At 42.4% G+C, this 18,479-nt stretch carries 15 protein-coding genes; 11 read left to right on the top strand and 4 right to left on the bottom strand.

Annotation, left to right across the window (positions count from 1 at the left end):
- Positions 1-40: 40 nt before the first annotated feature.
- Complete coding sequence (locus AC1DV1_RS16445) at positions 41-1,486, bottom strand: SDR family oxidoreductase (RefSeq protein WP_477361082.1); 1,446 nt, start codon at positions 1,484-1,486, stop codon at positions 41-43.
- A 264-nt stretch (positions 1,487-1,750) separates the two neighbouring features.
- On the opposite strand from AC1DV1_RS16445, the gene AC1DV1_RS16440 reads away from it, so the two are divergent.
- From AC1DV1_RS16440 to AC1DV1_RS16405, 8 genes are all read left to right on the top strand, one after another.
- Positions 1,751-2,680 carry an outer membrane protein assembly factor BamD gene (locus tag AC1DV1_RS16440; RefSeq protein WP_477361080.1) on the top strand — a complete coding sequence of 310 codons (930 nt, stop codon included), beginning with the start codon at positions 1,751-1,753 and terminating at the stop codon, positions 2,678-2,680.
- Between the two features lie 12 nt (positions 2,681-2,692).
- Positions 2,693-3,025: a DNA-directed RNA polymerase subunit omega gene (locus tag AC1DV1_RS16435; RefSeq protein WP_477361078.1), complete on the top strand. Its 333-nt coding sequence runs from the start codon at positions 2,693-2,695 to the stop codon at positions 3,023-3,025.
- A gap of 176 nt (positions 3,026-3,201) precedes the next feature.
- Positions 3,202-4,407: a bifunctional phosphopantothenoylcysteine decarboxylase/phosphopantothenate--cysteine ligase CoaBC gene (gene coaBC, locus AC1DV1_RS16430; protein ID WP_477361076.1), complete on the top strand. Its 1,206-nt coding sequence runs from the start codon at positions 3,202-3,204 to the stop codon at positions 4,405-4,407.
- Positions 4,404-5,294: a type IX secretion system protein PorD gene (gene porD, locus AC1DV1_RS16425; protein ID WP_477361074.1), complete on the top strand. Its 891-nt coding sequence runs from the start codon at positions 4,404-4,406 to the stop codon at positions 5,292-5,294. The genes coaBC and porD overlap by 4 nt, the downstream gene beginning before the upstream one ends.
- 432 nt (positions 5,295-5,726) lie before the next feature.
- Positions 5,727-6,104 (top strand): BlaI/MecI/CopY family transcriptional regulator, encoded by a 378-nt coding sequence (locus AC1DV1_RS16420; RefSeq protein WP_090651664.1) that lies wholly within the window; start codon positions 5,727-5,729, stop codon positions 6,102-6,104.
- Between the two features lie 6 nt (positions 6,105-6,110).
- Positions 6,111-8,039: a M56 family metallopeptidase gene (locus tag AC1DV1_RS16415; RefSeq protein ID WP_477361072.1), complete on the top strand. Its 1,929-nt coding sequence runs from the start codon at positions 6,111-6,113 to the stop codon at positions 8,037-8,039.
- A 181-nt stretch (positions 8,040-8,220) separates the two neighbouring features.
- The gene (gene recN / locus AC1DV1_RS16410) at positions 8,221-9,921 is read left to right on the top strand and encodes a DNA repair protein RecN (RefSeq protein ID WP_477361070.1); all 1,701 of its coding nucleotides are present in this window, start codon (positions 8,221-8,223) and stop codon (positions 9,919-9,921) included.
- Positions 9,922-10,099: 178 nt separating this feature from the next.
- The gene (locus AC1DV1_RS16405) at positions 10,100-10,912 is read left to right on the top strand and encodes an enoyl-ACP reductase FabI (RefSeq protein WP_477361068.1); all 813 of its coding nucleotides are present in this window, start codon (positions 10,100-10,102) and stop codon (positions 10,910-10,912) included.
- 72 nt (positions 10,913-10,984) lie between these two features.
- Here the strand turns inward: AC1DV1_RS16405 and AC1DV1_RS16400 are convergent, their stop codons facing one another.
- Complete coding sequence (locus AC1DV1_RS16400) at positions 10,985-11,383, bottom strand: hypothetical protein (protein ID WP_477361066.1); 399 nt, start codon at positions 11,381-11,383, stop codon at positions 10,985-10,987.
- Positions 11,384-11,473: 90 nt separating this feature from the next.
- Positions 11,474-12,151, bottom strand: coding sequence for a GDSL-type esterase/lipase family protein (locus AC1DV1_RS16395; protein ID WP_477361064.1), 678 nt, complete (start codon positions 12,149-12,151; stop codon positions 11,474-11,476).
- 129 nt (positions 12,152-12,280) lie between these two features.
- On the opposite strand from AC1DV1_RS16395, the gene AC1DV1_RS16390 reads away from it, so the two are divergent.
- The 3 genes from AC1DV1_RS16390 to AC1DV1_RS16380 all read left to right on the top strand — a co-directional run bounded on the left by AC1DV1_RS16390 (position 12,281) and on the right by AC1DV1_RS16380 (position 15,632).
- Positions 12,281-13,405 carry a carboxypeptidase-like regulatory domain-containing protein gene (locus tag AC1DV1_RS16390; protein ID WP_477361062.1) on the top strand — a complete coding sequence of 375 codons (1,125 nt, stop codon included), beginning with the start codon at positions 12,281-12,283 and terminating at the stop codon, positions 13,403-13,405.
- Positions 13,406-13,489: 84 nt separating this feature from the next.
- Positions 13,490-14,242 carry a carbonic anhydrase family protein gene (locus AC1DV1_RS16385; protein WP_477361060.1) on the top strand — a complete coding sequence of 251 codons (753 nt, stop codon included), beginning with the start codon at positions 13,490-13,492 and terminating at the stop codon, positions 14,240-14,242.
- Positions 14,243-14,522: 280 nt separating this feature from the next.
- Positions 14,523-15,632 (top strand): carboxypeptidase-like regulatory domain-containing protein, encoded by a 1,110-nt coding sequence (locus AC1DV1_RS16380; RefSeq protein WP_477361058.1) that lies wholly within the window; start codon positions 14,523-14,525, stop codon positions 15,630-15,632.
- A 119-nt stretch (positions 15,633-15,751) separates the two neighbouring features.
- Here the strand turns inward: AC1DV1_RS16380 and AC1DV1_RS16375 are convergent, their stop codons facing one another.
- Positions 15,752-18,286, bottom strand: a complete 2,535-nt coding sequence (locus AC1DV1_RS16375; protein ID WP_477361056.1) for an ATP-dependent Clp protease ATP-binding subunit — start codon at positions 18,284-18,286, stop codon at positions 15,752-15,754.
- Between the last annotated feature and the right edge of the window lie 193 nt (positions 18,287-18,479).

Here is an 18,479-nt window from a genome sequence, read left to right as displayed (position 1 = left end):
CAATGAACTAATGAACCAGTGAACCAATGAACAAAAAAGACTAATGAACTTCTCCATAGTGTACAATCTCTTTGGCCATTCCTTTAAAAATAAACAGGTGGAATGGCCACATGGCGTACCAGTACAACCTGCCCCAAAGGCCGCTGGGCCTAAAGGTAGCTACCTGGCTCAGATTTTTAGCGCCATTACGTTCAATTATTTTAAATTCAAGCCAGGCCTCGCCGGGCAGCTTCATTTCGGCATATAGTAAAAGACGTTTGCTCTCCTTATCGGCCAATAATACCCTCCAAAAATCTATCACATCGCCCGGTGCTATATTAATACTGCTGGTACGGCCCCGGCGCGAGCCTACGCCGCCGAATAGTTTATCAAGAAAACCGCGCAGGTTCCAAATCCAGTCCCAATAGTACCAACCCCTATTGCCCCCTACCGACATGAAATTTACAAACACATCCTGGCTATCGCGCTCAAAGGGCACTTTTACTTTATACTCAAGCGTGCCGTTTTGGGGCACCTTTATCTGATCCATAAAGCTGGTGGTAAGGTAGCCCATATTCAGGGCATCCTTCCAGCTGGATACTATAGAATTTTGCTCGATTTTTACAAAGGCCAGGTTTAACGCTTCCTCATAGGTAAGGCACTTGTGCGGTACAATGTCGTCAATGGCATGGTCTTTCATGATGGTTTCGTTCTTCATACTGTTTACCAGGCTTTGGGCCAGTGTATAGCTGGTAGAGGTTACAAAGTAAAGCCAGTACGACGAGATTTTTGGCGAGAGGAACGGTATAATAAATATATGCCGTTTAAGCTTACGCACTTTGGCATACACCAGCATCATATCTTTAAACGATAAAATATCCGGGCCGCCAATATCAAATGTTTTGTTAAATGTTTTGGGGTTAAGCATTACGGCCTCCAGGTAGCCCAACACATCGCGGATGGCAATGGGTTGGCAACGGGTATTTACCCAGCGCGGAACCGTCATGATAGGCAGTTTTTCGGTAAGGTCGCGGATGATCTCGAACGATGCACTGCCCGAACCGATGATGATGGCTGCCCTTAACACGGTAAGCGCAGCCTTGCCCTCCTTTAATACGTCCTCTACATGCCTGCGCGATTCAAGGTGCCGGCTCAGGTTTTCATCGTTGGTAATACCGCTTAAAAATATGGTTTGCCTGCAATTGGTTTTATCAAGGGCCTGGATAAAATTATAAGCCGATAACACCTCCAAAGCCGCAAAATCCTGCGCCTGCGACATGGAATGAACCAGGTAATAAGCGGCATCAATATCTTCGGGGAAAGCTTCAATATCCGCCTCCTTCAGCAAATCGCCGTTAATCAGGGTAACCCGTTTACTAAAATCGCTGTGCTCATGAAAACGGCGCTTATCGCGTACCAGGCAAACTACATCATGACCTTTCTCCAGCAAAACCGGGATAAGCCTTGTTCCTATGTAACCATTGGCACCGGCAAGTAAAACTTTCATATGTATTTAAACAATAAAGAAGACATGGTGTTTTACAAAGCCGATTTAAAACCAAGCTAACAATTATTATAGCAAAAACAAGGTTAATGAGTTTTACCAAACAAAAACCTTTGCTTTATACACATACAATCTGCGCTGTAAAACTACCATAAGTTAAAAGATGTTAAATGCGTATAGGATGTATAAAAGGAGCACCAAACACGTTATATATTAGCAGCTAAATAAATAATTGACTGATTTACATTAATCACCTATCTTTGCAAAATGTTTAAAAAACAACTAACGTTATTCGCCTGTGTTTTAGCCCTGTTGATTATAACACTGGGAAGTTGTAAAAGCAAATACGAAAAGTTAAAAGCAAGTAACGATTACGCCAAAAAATACCAGGAAGCCATTAAGTACTATAATAAACAGGAGTACGAAAAAGCGCTGGGTTTGTTTGATGTGCTGGTTGAACGCTATCGTGGCCGCAGTGCTGCCGAAGACTTGTTTTATTACTATGCCTTCACCAACTATAAGCTAAAGGATTATACATCTGCAAGGTTTCATTTTAAAACCTTTGCCGATACTTACCCGTCGAGCCCAAGGGCTGAGGAATGCCGTTTCTTTTCAGCCTATTGCTACTACCTTGATTCGCCTACCTACTCGCTCGACCAGGAAAACACTTTAAAGGCTATTGAAACGTTACAGCTGTTTATTAACCTTTACCCTAAAAGCGACCGTGTTACCGAGGCGAGTAAACTGATACAAAACCTGCGCGACAAACTGGAGCAAAAAGCTTATGAAAACGCTAAGTTATATTTAACCATCAGCGATTATCAATCGGCAGTTATTGCTTTTAATAATGTACTGCGCGATTACCCGGATACCAAATATGGCGAGGAAATTGAGTACCTTACCATAAAAGCGCAGTATGAGTACGCCAACCATAGCTTTGAAACCAAACAGGTTGAACGTTTTGAACAGGCCATAACCTATGCCGATCAGTTTAACGACAAGTTTCCTAAAAGCAAATACGTCCACGAAGCTACTACGCTTAAAAAAGATAGCCAAACCGGTATTGTGGATGCCAACCGGGTACTGGCCGAAGACCTTGCAAATAACAAACTGGGCAAGAAGTTAGCCGCCAGGAAAGATACGCTAAAAACGCAGCCACCATCAGAAAAGAATCAGGATCAGAAAATACCATATTAAAAAAATTAAGATATGACAGCTAATAACACCAACAAACCAGCAGTAGCAAGCAGCACTGTAACCCGCGATTTACGCGAGCTGGACGTTAAAACCAACAATATATATGAGTCGCTTGTGATCATGTCTAAAAGGGCGAACCAGATATCAAACAATATTAAAGAAGAGTTACACCAAAAACTTTCTGAATTTGCATCGTCAAACGATAACCTGGAAGAAGTTTTTGAAAACCGTGAGCAAATCGAGATCTCTAAATACTACGAAAAATTGCCAAAACCATCTTTGGTTGCAGTTCAGGAGTTTTTAGACGATAAGATTTACTACCGTAACCCGGCTAAAGAAGTATAAGCTTCGTTAAGGCAAAATTCAAAAGTCAAAATTCATAAGTGATCTGTATGGTTACTTTGGGTTTTGACTTTTGTTTTTTTAGCTATATTCACATGGTTATTTAAATTATCTTTTTTGAATTAGCCATATCGATGTCGTTGACTAAGTCATATTTTTTGACTTTTGAATTTTGAATTTTGAATTTAAAAAGTAAAAACATCATCCTGGGAGTTTGCGGCAGTATAGCTGCATATAAGTCGGCATTGCTGGTTAGGCTATTGGTTAAAGCCGGCGCGCAGGTGCAGGTAATAATGACACCGGATGCTGTTAGCTTTATAACGCCGCTTACACTTTCAACCCTATCTAAAAAACCGGTATTGGTGAATTATTATAAAACCGACACCGGCGAGTGGCATAACCATGTTGAGCTTGGCCTATGGGCCAATATGCTCATTATAGCTCCTGCAACGGCCAATACCCTGGCAAAAATGGCCAACGGACTTTGCGATAATTTACTCACCGCCGTTTACCTATCGGCCAAATGCCCGGTATACTTTGCCCCCGCCATGGATTTGGATATGTGGCTACACCCCGCAACCCGCCAAAACGTAGCCCGGCTACAATCCTTTGGTAATACCATGATAGCACCCGGCAGCGGGGAGCTTGCCAGCGGGCTTTATGGCGAAGGGCGATTGGCCGAACCCGAAGAGATTGTAGGTTTTTTATCGTCGGAGCTTAAAAAAAAAGCCCTTTTAGAGGGGCATAAAATTATGGTAACCGCCGGCCCCACTTATGAGGCTATTGATCCGGTACGTTTTATAGGCAACCATTCATCTGGCAAAATGGGGTTCGCTATTGCCGATGAGCTGGCCGGTATGGGTGCCGATGTTACTTTAATAAGCGGCCCAACAGCACAGGTTAGCAAGCAGCAATCTGTTAAACTGATAAACGTTACCTCGGCAGCCGAAATGCTGGATGCCTGTTTAACTATTTACAAAGATGCAAAAGCCTGCATCATGAGTGCAGCCGTGGCTGACTATACACCAACCGAGGTAGCATCGCAAAAAATCAAAAAAAAGGATGCCTCGCTTAACATCAGCCTGAAAACCACCACCGATATTTTAAAAACCCTGGGCGGGCAAAAAGGCCCCGGCCAGATCCTGGTTGGCTTTGCGTTGGAAACCAACGACGAGGAAACAAATGCAATAACCAAGCTGCAAAACAAGAATTTGGATTTTATTGTATTAAATTCGTTGAATGATGCCGGCGCCGGCTTTAAGCAGGATACTAATAAAATTACCATTATTGACCGTAACCTGCAAAAAACAACCTTCGCGCTTAAAAGCAAGGAGGCGGTAGCCCGTGATATTTGCCTTAAACTCGCACAACTTATAACCGGATGAAACAGCTGTTCATTTACACTATCCTTATTTTTTTGGGTTTCCGGTGCGCCGCACAGGACCTGAATGCACGTGTATCGGTAGTTTCGCCAAAAATACAAGTGAGCAACAAGCGGGTTTTCCAGACGCTGGAAACCGCCATGAAGGATTTTTTAAATGGCCGTAAATGGAGCGCCGACCCTATTTTGCCACAGGAGCGTATTGATTGTAATTTTGTATTAAACATTACCAACTGGGATGGCGGCAGTAATTTTAGCGGCGAGCTTCAGGTACAATCATCAAGGCCTGTTTTTGGGTCGTCATACAGCACAACCCTGATTAATATTAACGACCGCGACGTTGATTTTACCTACAACGAAGGCCAGACAGTTGATTACAGCGATCAGAATTTTCAAAGCAACTTAAGCTCGGTAATGGCATTTTACGCCTATATTATTGTAGGGATGGATTATGATACCTTTTCGCGCTTTGGGGGCAGCCCCTATTTTGCTGCCGCGCAAACGGTGGTAAACAACGCCCAAACCGGATCATATAAAGGCTGGAAGGCTTTTGACGGTAACACAAACCGTTATTGGTTATCCGAAAATTTAAACAATAAACTTTACGCCCAGTTACGCGGTTTTATGTACGATTACCACCGCAACGGCCTCGATTTAATGGCCGACAATGTAAATAAAGGCCGAAAAGCAATCTCGTCCTTTTTACCCACCCTGCAACAGGTTGACAGGCAGCGCGTGGGCTCCATGTTCCCACTCATATTTTATACCGCCAAAAGCGACGAGCTGGTATCACTATACAGCAAGGCCGATCCGCAGGAGCGCGTACAGGCCATGAACTTATTTTTACAAGCCGATCCGGCCAATGGGAATAAGTACCAGGCTTTAAAATAAGAGTCAAGATGTGAGAATCAAGAAGCAAGACTATCCTTGCTCTTTACGCCTTTTATCCATAGTACTTCTTTTTACAACAGTCTTAATTCTATACTCTAATTTCTTGTTTCTCTTCCATGGTGTTGCCTGCGGCCGGGCTTTACGCTTATACTGCACGGGCTTTAGCCACATGGCCGGTATTCGCTGCAATCCCTAACACATTTGTCTGAACCGGAATTTACAGAATTTAAGAATTAACAGAATTTAAAAAGCTAATTCGAGAAATTCTAAAAATTCGTTTAATTCGAGTTCAGACAATCAACTTACTCAACCTAATTCAACTTAATCAACCTAACCAACCCAATCAACCACTCACCAAAAAAATTTAACAAATCTCTTGCATATACGAAATCTATCGTAGATATTTGTACGAAGAAATTCGTATTGAATAAAATGGATATAAAAGCAACAGAAAGCGAGCTCGAAATTTTACAGGTGATTTGGAGAATGGGACAATGCACCGTGCGCGATGTACACGAAGAATTGGCCAAAACTAAAGATGCAGGCTACACTACTACCCTTAAACTAATGCAGATTATGCATGATAAAGGTATGGTTGAGCGTGATACTACCTCTAAAACACATTTATACAAAGCTTTATTTACACAAGAGCAGGCGCAAAGCAACGCTTTAGATAAAATATTGTCTACTGTGTTTAAAGGCTCCACATCCGATCTGGTGATACAGGCACTTGGCCAGCACCGGGCTTCAAAGGATGAGATAGACGCCATTAAAAACTTTTTAAATCAGTTTGACCAGGATAAAAAATAAAACGTTATGGAAAGTGTGTTCTATAATATAAGCCAGGTTTTGGGTATCACTATTATCCACTCATTATGGCAGGGGTTATTGGTTTGGTTTGCTTTGCGCCTGTTACTAACCTGCGCGCCATCGTTATCAACCATAAAAAAACATAACACCGCTATGGTTGCCATGTTGGCTATAAGCGTGTGGTTTGTTTACACCTTTGTAAACCAGCTACAGGCGCATGTGTGGGTAAATTTGGCGGCAGCAAATGCCCCTGCCCTGTTACCTGTACTTAACCTGCCCTTGGTTAACATCCATTATACAGCACAACATAATTATTACTATTACGCCATCCAGGGTTATTTGCCCTACATATCGGCCATCTACTTTATCGGGCTCACATTCAATATTTTAAAAATGGGGCTCAACTGGCAAAAAATCAGCCATATTAAACGCACCATGATGCCATCTGATACCGTGCAGGTTTATGTGGATACCCTCTGCCGGCAAATGAACATCAAAAAATATGTGAGCGTAAACATCAGTCGCTTTGTGGATGTACCCTGCATGATTGGCTTTTTTAGCCCGATAATATTACTGCCCATTTCGCTCACTACTTATTTATCTGCCGACGAGATCAAATCTATTTTACTGCATGAGCTATCGCACATCAAACGTAACGATTACCTGCTCAACCTGTTGCAGCAGTTCATGAGCATATTGCTTTTCTTTAACCCCTTTGCCCAATTAATTAATAGGATAATAAACCAGGAACGCGAAAACCGGTGCGATGACCTGGTTGTACAAACCACTGCCCAGCCCTTAGTGTATGCGCATGCACTATTAAAGCTGGAGCAAAAAAGGCAGGTAAACCTGCAAATGGCACTTGCCGCCACCGGAAAAAAATATCATTTATTAAACAGAATTGAACGGATCATGAAAACCCAAAAACCAATAGGCAACATACGCCACCTTTTAGTGGCTGTTGCAATACTTACAGCCGGCATCAGCAGTATTGCCTGGCTTAACCCTACCATTGCCGATGGTAAAATAGCCATCAAAAAAGTAAAAATTACCTACCCTACCGTATTAAAAGAATTACTGGCCGATACTACCCGCAAAAAGGTTGTTAAAGCAAAAAAGGTTGTAGCCAATAAAACCGCCATCAGGAACAAACAACTTGCCGAAGAACGTTACAGCAACTTTGATGATAAAGAGTTGAACAGGTTAACTGCCGAAGTTGATAAGTACGCAAAACAGATGGATAAGTACTACAACAGCGCCGATTTTCAAAAACTGCAAAAGCTGATGGAAGAGAAAGGCGAAGCCATGGAGAAGTTTTACAACAACCCGGAGTTAAAGAAGATACAGGAAGAACAGGAGAAAATGGCCGAAGACTTTCAAAAAAACTGGGCCGAAACCGGTGAAACAACCAAAATGAGTGAGCAAATGGGCAAGCTGGGCGAAAAAGTTGGCGCCTATTACAACAGCGCCGATTTTAAACGCATGAATGCCGAGCTGAGGAAAAAATATGGTATAAAAGGCGAATATCATGACGACCGCAAAGATGAAAACTATCGCAAATACCAGGACGAACTACAAAGCAAAATATCGCCCGAGGTAAAAGAGCAAACCGAGCAATTGAAAAAAATGGGCGAGGAAATGCGCGGTCATTATGACTCACCAGAATTTCGCAAAAAAAGCGAGGAGCTTAGGGCGATGAGCGATAGCTTAAGAAAAGCCTTCCGCAACCCGCAAATGGAAGAGCAAAAACAGGAGATGAGAAAACTTGGCGAACGGATGCGCGGCTACCAGGATAATGCCGAAATGAAACAGGCAAAAGCACAATTACGTGAAGCCAGTAAAAAACTGCGCGAATATACCAATAGCCCAGAATTTAAAAAGCGCATAGCCGAAGCCAAAAAAGAGGCTTACCTAATGGACGACGATAAAGAATAGTCTGAAGTCTTTAGTCTGAAGCCCTAAGTCTGAATTGTATTTTTTGACTTAGGACTTGAGACTTCCGACTAAAGACTCTCCCTCATAACACTAAATTATTTAGCAATAATTTATTAAATTTTATTTTAAAGAAGCTTAATGCTTAATTTAGTATCCTTAATAAAATAAGGATACTTTTTTTATGCTTCAAAAGCTAACCATCAATAATTACGCGCTGATTGATAACCTGGAGATAAGTTTTGGCGAAGGCCTTAACATACTTACCGGCGAAACCGGCGCAGGTAAATCGATCATTTTGGGTGCTCTGTCGCTTATTTTGGGGCAGCGGGCCGAGAGCCGTTACTTTTTTAACCAGCAAAAAAAATGCGTTATCGAAGGTTCGTTTAAAATCAGCGGCTTTCACTTAAGGTCCTTTTTTGAAGAGAACGACCTGGACTACGAAGCGGAAACCGTTTTACGCCGCGAGATATCTGCCGATGGTAAATCGCGTGCTTTTGTAAATGATACACCGGTAAACCTTACATCGCTTAAGCAATTAGGCGAAAAGCTGATTGACATCCATTCGCAACACGCCACATTAGAGATTAACGACCCTGAGTTTCAGTTATTGGTAGTTGATTCGGTAGCCAAACACGACGATTTGCTGAACGAGTACCGCACTAAATACCGCGCATTTAAAAAAGACACCAGCAAGCTTGCCCAATTGATTGCCGAAAGCGATAAGGCCAAAGCCGACCTGGATTATTTTCAGTTTCAGTTTGATGAACTGGAAAAAGTTAGCCTGGCGGCCGACGAGCAGGAGCCGCTTGAAAAAGAACTGTACGCCTTAAATAACGCCGAAGAAATAAAACGTAACCTGTACGGGGCCTACTACCTGGTACAGGAAAGCGAAACCGCTGCCCTGGCGCAACTGCGCGAGGCGGGGCAGCAGTTAGGCTCCATAGAAAAATTTGATACGCAGATTGAAGAACTGCACCAGCGATTGAACAGCGCTATTATCGAATTAAAAGATATCGCCGCCGAAATAGAAGGCATTGAACAAAAAACGCATACCAACGATGCCAGGGTTGATGAAATTAACACCCGGCTTAGTTTGATATATAACCTGCAAAAAAAGCACCGGGTAAATAGTAACACCGAACTATTGCAGATACAGGATGACCTGTCAGAGAAAATACAACAGGCTTTGTTTGGCGATGAAACCATCGAAAAACTGCAACAACAGCTTGCTGCCGATAAAGCCGGGCTTGAGAAACTGGCAGGCAAATTAACCGCAAACCGGCTTAAAGCCATCCCTGCCATCGAAAAACAGATAATTGATACTTTGTCCGAAATGGGAATGGGAAGTTCGGTGTTGAAGATTGAGCAAACGCCCCCCCCGCCCCCTAAAGGGGGAGTTTTTGATTTGCAGGGTGGTGGGGTGCTTAGCGAGAATGGGGTTGATCATGTACGTTTCCTTTTCTCGGCCAATAAGGGGCATGCTTTGGCCGAAATGAGTAAGGTGGCATCAGGTGGCGAGCTTTCCCGGCTGATGCTGAGCATTAAATCTATCATAGCCAAATACACCGCCCTGCCAACAATCATATTTGACGAGATTGATACCGGGGTATCCGGCGAAGTAGCTAACAAAGTAGGCACCATTATGGAGCGCCTTGCCGATAATTTACAGGTGATAACCATTACCCACCTGCCGCAAATTGCCAGCAAGGGTAAAAACCATTACTTTGTTTATAAAGATGATAGCGCGGCTACAACCTATACCCGCATGAAACAACTGGATGCCCGGGAGCGCATATTGGAAATTGCCAAAATGCTGAGTGGTGATAAACCGGGTGAAAGCGCTTTGCAAAATGCCAGGGAATTGCTTGATAGTATCAAGTAGTAAGTATCAAGTATCAAGACAGCTGCACTAAATTGGTTTCAGAGCAGTTTGTCCAATGGCTTTTATCCGAAAGTCAAAAATCTTGATACTTGATACTCGAAGAAAAATTCTTGATACTTGATACTAACTACTTGATACTAATATTATAACTTTACGCCCAATTGTAAAAAATCAAAACATGGCTTATAATTTATTAAAAGGCAAAAAAGGTATCATATTTGGTGCCCTTAATGAGCAATCCATCGCCTGGAAAGTAGCGCAGCGCGCTGTACAGGAAGGTGCCGAAATTGTATTATCAAACGCGCCTATTGCATTACGAATGGGCGAACTCAATAAACTTGCCGAAGAATGCAATGCGCCCGTTATAGGTGCGGATGTTACCAGCAATGATGACATCAACAACCTGTTTACCAAAACAAAAGAACATTTTGGCGGTGGTGTTGATTTTATCCTGCACTCTATCGGCATGAGCATCAACGTGCGTAAAAACATCCCTTACCCAGAAAATAACTACGATTTTACCCATAAAGGTTTTGATATTTCGGCCTTAAGCCTGCACCGCATTTTACAGGCAGCCATGAAGCATGATGCCATTAACGATTGGGGATCTGTAGTGGCTTTAAGCTACATAGCCGGCCAGCGTTATTTCCCTGGGTATAATGATATGGCCGATAACAAAGCCGTTTTAGAAAGCATTGCCCGTAACTTTGGTTACGAATACGGCGTAAGCAAAAAAGTACGCGTAAATACCATATCACAATCACCAACCCGCACCACTGCCGGGGCCGGCGTTAAAGGCTTTGATGGCTTTATTGAATTTGCTGAAAAAATGAGCCCGCTTGGCAATGCCGATGCCGACCAATGTGCCGATTATTGTATCACCCTGTTCAGCGATTTAACCAAAATGGTTACCATGCAAAATCTATTCCATGACGGTGGCTTCTCCTTTACCGGCGTAACGCAGGCTGTTATAGATCAGATGGCGAAATAAAAAAACTTTATCAATCACAAAAAAGGAGCCTTGCGATGCAAAGCTCCTTTTTTGTTAAAATAAATGTTGTTTTTAATTACCCTGCACCAACAAAACTTTTATAGTTGCCGCTCCAGGCTTAACCGGTGCCGAACCTGTGCTTGTTTGAGCATCTACCTGGATGGATCCTTTTACGTAGCTAAAGCTGTAAGCGGTGCCGCCATAAACTTCTGGCACCTGCTCATAAGTTGTGCCGCCATCAAATGAAATGTAAACCAATACAGCATCGTGAGCAAGGGCATAACTGTCAATTTCAGGAACATCCAATATTGCTGAATAAGTGGCTCCGTTATTTCCCAAAGCCCAGCCGGTTGATCCGTTAACGGTAAAAATGATAGTCTGGGTAGTATTTGGCCCAACAATGGTTTCTTTTTTACATGATGTAGCTGCCAACAGTATAGTGCAGCAAATTAAAGTCAAGATTTTTTTCATAATGTTTCGATTGTATATACTGTAAGAACAATATAATTAAAAAAGGTTTAACGGTTTTTGAGATAATTTATTTCAAAACTTATTTATTACTCATTCGGTAATATATTTTTCCAGCTGCATTTTCCATAAATAATAGCCATAAGGAGTAAGGTGGATACCATCGGTAGTAGCAAGCGCGTTTAGCTTATTATCAACTAAAAAACAATCATACATACCTATATAAACCACATGGTTGGCTAAACAATAATTTGCCACCCTGCGGTTATAGACTTTTATCTTTTGGTTAAACTGGCTACTCAAAGTAGGTAATACCGATTGTACGTACAGCCTTGTTGCCGGCGAAACAGCTTTAACTAACGTGCACATTTGCACAAAGTTATTGTAGGCGTTGTTCATACTCTTGCCGTTGCGTACATCGTTTATCCCGGCTTCTAAAAATATCTTTGGCGGTTTGCGTACAATGATCCTTTCCAGGTTTTTCAGAATTTCATCAGTCTCCAACCCGGCAAAGCCCATGTTTTTCAGGTGAATGTTATCGAAGGTGCTTCTTAACGCGAAGCCTTCGGTTAAGCTTGTGCCAATAAATATAATTTCCTGTTTATCTGTTTGCGTGCTAAAAAGCGCGTTCCATTTTTGCTTTTCAAACTGATGGCGGCGCATGTAACCAAAATAAACTTTACGATCGATAAAATAGCCCACCGTAACCAGGTTCAGTATAACCGAAACCGCAAACAGCCACTTATAGATCACCTTTTTATTTACCGGCATTACCAAATAAAACAATGAATTCCCCCATATTTATAGGCTATAAAGATACAATTTAACATCATCACCGGCCGTTTACGAGGCGCGAATAAAAGTATTTTGAAATAACTAAAATTTTAGTTTAATTTATCTATGCTAAAGACCCTTGCCTTGCTCTTGTTGCTGATACCCGAAGTTTGCCTGGCGCAAATAAAAATTACCGGCAAAGTAATTAATACTGCCGACCAAAAGCCAATTGCCAATGCCAGTGTATTTTTAAACAACGCCATAGTTGGCGATAAAACTGCCGACGATGGCACTTTTACGCTCAGCAATGTAAAACCCGGCCAGTATACATTTATTGTTACTGCCATTGGTTTCGAAACTCATAGCGTTACGCTGATGGCGGGCGCGGCTAATATTGTGCTCGCTGATATTTCGCTGGCTCCAAAAACAATCATGCTGCAGGAAGTTAATATCCGGCCCGACCCAAACCGGCAGCGCAATTATGCCGATTTTAAACGATTGTTCCTGGGCACTTCAGATAATGCCGCCCTGTGTAAAATCCTGAACCCCGATGTTGTGGATGTTGATTTCGACACCAAAACGATGATCCTGTCGGCCACCAGTAATGACGACTTTATCGAGGTTGAAAACAAGGCCCTGGGTTATTTGATAAAGTATAAACTTTCAAAATTCAGTTATGATGCCAAAGGCTTTTTTTATTACGAAGGACTCTCGGTATTCCAGGAAATGAAAGGAAGTAAATCGCAGCAGCGCAAGTGGGCAAAACAGCGACAGGCGGCTTACCTTGGCTCGTCTATGCATTTTTTACGTTCGGTTATCAGCAGCCAAACAGATAAGGAAGGCTTCCAGGTTTTACGGCTTGTTCGCAAACCCAATCCCGATTATAAAGAAGGGCGGCTGGGTAATAACAACTATAAATATAGCCAGTCGCTATACACCAAACCACCGCTGGGCCCGCCAGACTTTGCCCACCCTACCGACCAGCCCGGGTTATTTGCCATTGGCTTTGCCGACTGCCTGTACATCATCTACACCAAAAAAAGGGAAGAAACTGACCTATCTGTTTACCACCCGCTCGAAATCCCAAACCACCCGGTCACTATATTAGTGTTTGAAGAGCCTTATGCTTTTTTTGATAACAACGGAATTATTGCCAATCCGCACAGTATCGTATTTGAAGGCGATTGGGGCAAAAGCCGGATTGCCGAGTTGCTGCCGGTGGATTACGAGCCGACAACAGTAGTAAAATAGTTTTTTTGAAAACCTTTTTATAAATTTAAGCAACGGAACTATCCCAGATAAGCCGGCGTTGTTGTTTACCTTAAATCTGCCCCCATGAAAAAAGCTGCTATTTTAATAATTAGCCTATGCGCGTTGTTAGCCTGCAAACAAAAAGAGAAGAAACAAGCTACAGATATACCCGCACATTCAGATATCCCGGCCGCCGATGCTTTACACATCCTGACCACTAATGTGCTCACCGCCGAGCAACAAAAAGAGTTAACACCCCTATCTGTTATCGACTCCTTAAAAAAAGGAAATAAAGAATATACTGAAGACCGCCTGGTGATCCGTAATACATCTGCCCGCATCAGGACTGCCGCGCTTGGCCAATACCCTGCCGCCGTGGTTTTATCATGTATGGATTCGAGGGTGCCGGTAGAGGATGTATTTCATAAGGGCATTGGCGATTTATTTGTGATAAGGGTTGCCGGAAATGTTATTAACCAGGATATTTTAGGCAGTATGGAATATGGTTGTAAAGCATCGGGAGCCAAAGTAATTTTGGTACTTGGCCACGAGTATTGCGGGGCTATTAAATCGGCCATCGATGATGTCCAATTAGGAAACATTACAGCGTTACTTCAAAAAATAAAGCCGGCAGTAACCGGCCTGAAAGATTTCAAGGGCGATAAAAAATCGAAGAACCCTGAATTTGTAGAAGCCGTATGCGATGAAAACGTAAAACTGGCCATCAATAATATCCGAACCGGAAGCCCTATCCTTAAAAAAATGGAAGACGACAAACAGATCATGATAGTAGGCGCTGTGTATGATATGAAAACCGGGAAAGTTCAGTTTCTTTAAAAAACGGCGCTCAATAAAAACCCCTCCTTGCTTTCACAAACGGGGCTGTATTTTAAATAACGTTCTGGTTATTTCTGTTCCTCGTCGGTTGGGGTTTTGCTTTCGCCTTTTTCGTCGATGATGGTAACATCCCCCACACCACGCTGTTTGAAGGCGATTGAGGCAAAAGCCGGATTACAGAGTTCCTGCCGGTTGATTATGAACCGGTAATAAATAAGTTAAGCTGATGATTGATAATACCAGCTATTCATAAAATAAAATTTATTGATTAGTTTTATTCATGTTAAAGCCTACACTCTTATTACTATTATTAGCTCCTTTGATTTGTTTTGCTCAAATAAACATCAGCGGAAAAATTGCAAGCCAGGATAATAAAGATCCACTGGACAAAACCATTGTTTTTTTCAACAACACCAAGTTATCGGCTATTACAGGTGCAGATGGTACCTATATTGTTAAGGATGTAAAACCAGGCCAATACACGCTTACAATTTTCAAATTTGGCTATCGTGCTTACAGCCGGGTAATGCTCATAGACCATACTATTGAATTACCAGATATCTTTTTGGAACCGATACCCAAGTTGCTGGAGGTGATAAAATATGTGGAAGATTTTATTCATGCACGAGATTTGAATGATTTCACAAAGGCATTTTTAGGTTCGACTGAAAACGCTGAGCAATGTATCATCCTAAACCCCGAGGTTATCAACCTGGATTATGACCCTAAGGCCCGTGTATTACGCGGCTCGTCTAAAGATTTTATACAGATAGCTAATAAGGCACTTGGTTACCTTGTAAAATACAAACTGGATACGTTTTATTACACAGCAAAAGGCCAGGTACATTTTGAAGGCTTAACATTGTTTGATGATTTGAAGGGGACTTCGGCACAAATTAAAACATGGCAAAAGAACCGCCGCGAAGTGTACCAGGGATCATCAATGCACTTTTTCAGGGCTGTAATTGCCAACCAAGTGGATTATGAAGGGTTCAAGGTTTTAAAGCTCACCAGGAAAATCAACCCCGATTATACCCTCAAAAATAATAAACCTAAAATGTTATCCATTTTAGATAAAAAGACAAATTTAGTTATCCGCGACTTTATAAGCCGTACCAATCAGCGGGGATTATTTGCCATGACTTTTACCGATTGCCTGTACATTATGTACACCAAAAAACACGACTATTTTAACAACAACAATCTTGATTTGCCTCCGGGCGCGCCAAGTTACCCGGCAAGTACGGTAACACTTACCGAGCCTCATGCTTTTTTTGACAACAATGGTGTGATAACAGATCCGAACAGCCTTATCATGGAAGGCATGTGGGGGCTAAGCCGCATTGCCGATTTATTACCGCTCGATTATGAGCCTGTGGTACAAAAGTAAATCTATCACATATCCGCCATTTCGAGGCACTCGTAAAGATGATCTTCTTTTATTACCACCCAATAAAAAAACCCCGCCTGCTTGTGCAAACGGGGTTGTATTTTTAAATAAGGCTTTACTTATTTGGTTTCCTCTTCGGTTGGGGTTTTGCTTTCGCCTTTTTCGTCGATGATGGTGATCTGGCTGGTTTCTTTGTCGAAATCAACCTTCATAATATCACCTTCGCTCAATTCACCTTTCAGTATCTCTTCGGCAATTGGATCTTCCAAATATTTCTGGATAGCGCGTTTTAACGGACGTGCGCCAAATTGCGAATCGTAACCTTTTTCGGCAATGAATTCCTTAGCGGCTTCAGTAAGCTCGATTTTGTATCCCAGGCCATTTACACGGCTAAACAGGAATGCCAACTCAATATCGATGATCTTGAATATCTCGTCTTTACCTAATGAGTTAAACACAATAACATCATCAATACGGTTCAAAAACTCAGGGGCGAAAGCACGTTTCAAAGCGTTCTCGATAACACCTCTTGAATGTGTATCGGCCTGTAAGTTTTTAGCATTGGTGCTGAAACCTACACCCTGCCCAAAGTCTTTCAACTGGCGGGCGCCGATGTTCGATGTCATGATGATAATGGTGTTCCTGAAATCAACCTTGCGGCCCAATGAATCGGTTAGCTGGCCTTCATCCAATACCTGTAACAATATATTGAATACATCCGGGTGAGCTTTTTCAATCTCATCCAGCAACACTACAGCATATGGTTTACGACGTACTTTTTCGGTCAGTTGGCCACCTTCTTCGTAACCTACGTAGCCCGGAGGCGCTCCTACTAAACGTGATACCGCAAATTTTTCCATGTACTCGCTCATATCAATTTGTATCAGCGCGTCTTCGGTATCAAACATAAAGCGGGCAAGCTCTTTGGCAAGCTCGGTTTTACCTACACCTGTTGGGCCTAAGAAAATGAACGAGCCAATTGGCTTTTTAGGATCTTTTAAGCCTGCACGTGTACGTTGTATGGCACGGGTTAACTTTTTGATAGCATCGTCCTGGCCAATAATTTTGCTGGCAACAGTATCTGCCATATTCAATAGCTTCTGGCTATCTGCCTGGCCTACCCTTTGTACAGGGATGCCGGTCATCATAGATACTACTTCGGCAACATTATCTTCGGTTACGGTATAACGTTTTGATTTGGTTTCGGCCTCCCAAATGGCTTTAGCCTGGTCAAGCTCGGCAATCAAATTCTTTTCGGTATCGCGTAACTGCGCAGCTTCTTCGTATTTCTGGCTTCTTACAACCTTGTTTTTCTCAATCTTAATCTGCTCAATCTTCTGCTCAATATCCAGTATATTTTGAGGCACGTGGATATTGGTTAAGTGAACGCGCGACCCCGATTCGTCCAAAGCATCGATAGCCTTATCCGGTAAAAACCTATCGGTAATGTAACGGGTGGTTAAGTTAACGCAGGCATTGATAGCTTCCGGGGTGTAAGTTACACCATGGTGCTCTTCGTATTTCTCTTTAATGCGATTCAGTATCTCGATAGTTTCAACAGGGGTAGCTGGCTCAACCATTACTTTTTGGAAACGACGATCCAAAGCGCCATCTTTTTCGATGTACTGGCGGTACTCATCTAAAGTGGTTGCGCCAATGCATTGAATTTCGCCCCTTGCCAAAGCAGGTTTAAACATATTTGATGCATCAAGCGAGCCAGAAGCACCACCTGCACCAACTATAGTATGAATTTCATCAATAAATAAAATTACATCAGGAGATTTTTCCAGTTCGTTCATTACCGCCTTCATACGCTCTTCAAACTGGCCACGGTATTTTGTACCTGCCACCAATGAGGCTAAATCAAGCGTTACCACGCGTTTGTTAAACAATACACGCGATACTTTACGCTGTACAATGCGCAGGGCAAGGCCTTCGGCAATAGCCGATTTACCCACACCCGGCTCACCTATTAGTATAGGGTTGTTCTTTTTACGGCGCGACAGGATTTGCGATACCCGCTCAATCTCTTTTTCGCGCCCTACAATCGGGTCAAGTTTCCCATCTTCGGCGGCACGGGTTAAATCGCGGCCAAAGTTGTCCAATACCGGTGTTTTTGATTTAATGTCAGATACCTTTTTAGGCTGGCTGAATGATTCTTCTTCTTTAAAGTCGTCATCGCCGCCGGTTGGTGATCCGGGCATTTCGTCGGTTACATCGTTTTTATGTGATTCCACTTCACCTTTAAACACCTCGTAGTTTACGTTAAACTGTACCAATATCTGCGATGCGATATTATCCTCATCGCGTAATATGGATAGCAGCAGGTGCTCGGTTCCAATTACATCACTTTTAAATATTTTGGCTTCCAGATAAGTAATTTTTAATACTTTTTCGGCTTGCTTGGTCAGGGGGATGCTGCCTATGTGTACATTGGTTCCAATGGTACCTTTAACGGCATCTTCCACAGCACGGCGAAGCTTTGCAGTATCAACGTTCAAACCTTTCAGCAATTTAATTGCTACGCCATCACCATCCCTGATGAGGCCCAGTAAAAGATGCTCTGTTCCTATATAGTCGTGCCCAAGGCGCAATGCCTCTTCTCTGCTGTATTGAATGACATCTTTAACCCTCGGCGAAAATTTAGCTTCCATATATACCTTTCAATTATTATGAACGCCGCAATCTATAAATTTTGTTTTTACAAACCCGACGCACGGTTTAACATTTATCAACAATATTGCCAACATTTAACACTTTGCAGAAACAGACATTGATATGATACGCAAGCTATTAAAGTTTGGGTTTAAACAATAATTTTTATCAAAAAATCCAACAATCACCTAA

This window comes from Mucilaginibacter sp. P4_D1 (assembly GCF_056401935.1).
Note: the sequence above shows the minus strand (reverse complement) of the source record. Positions and strands in the feature narration are given on the sequence as shown.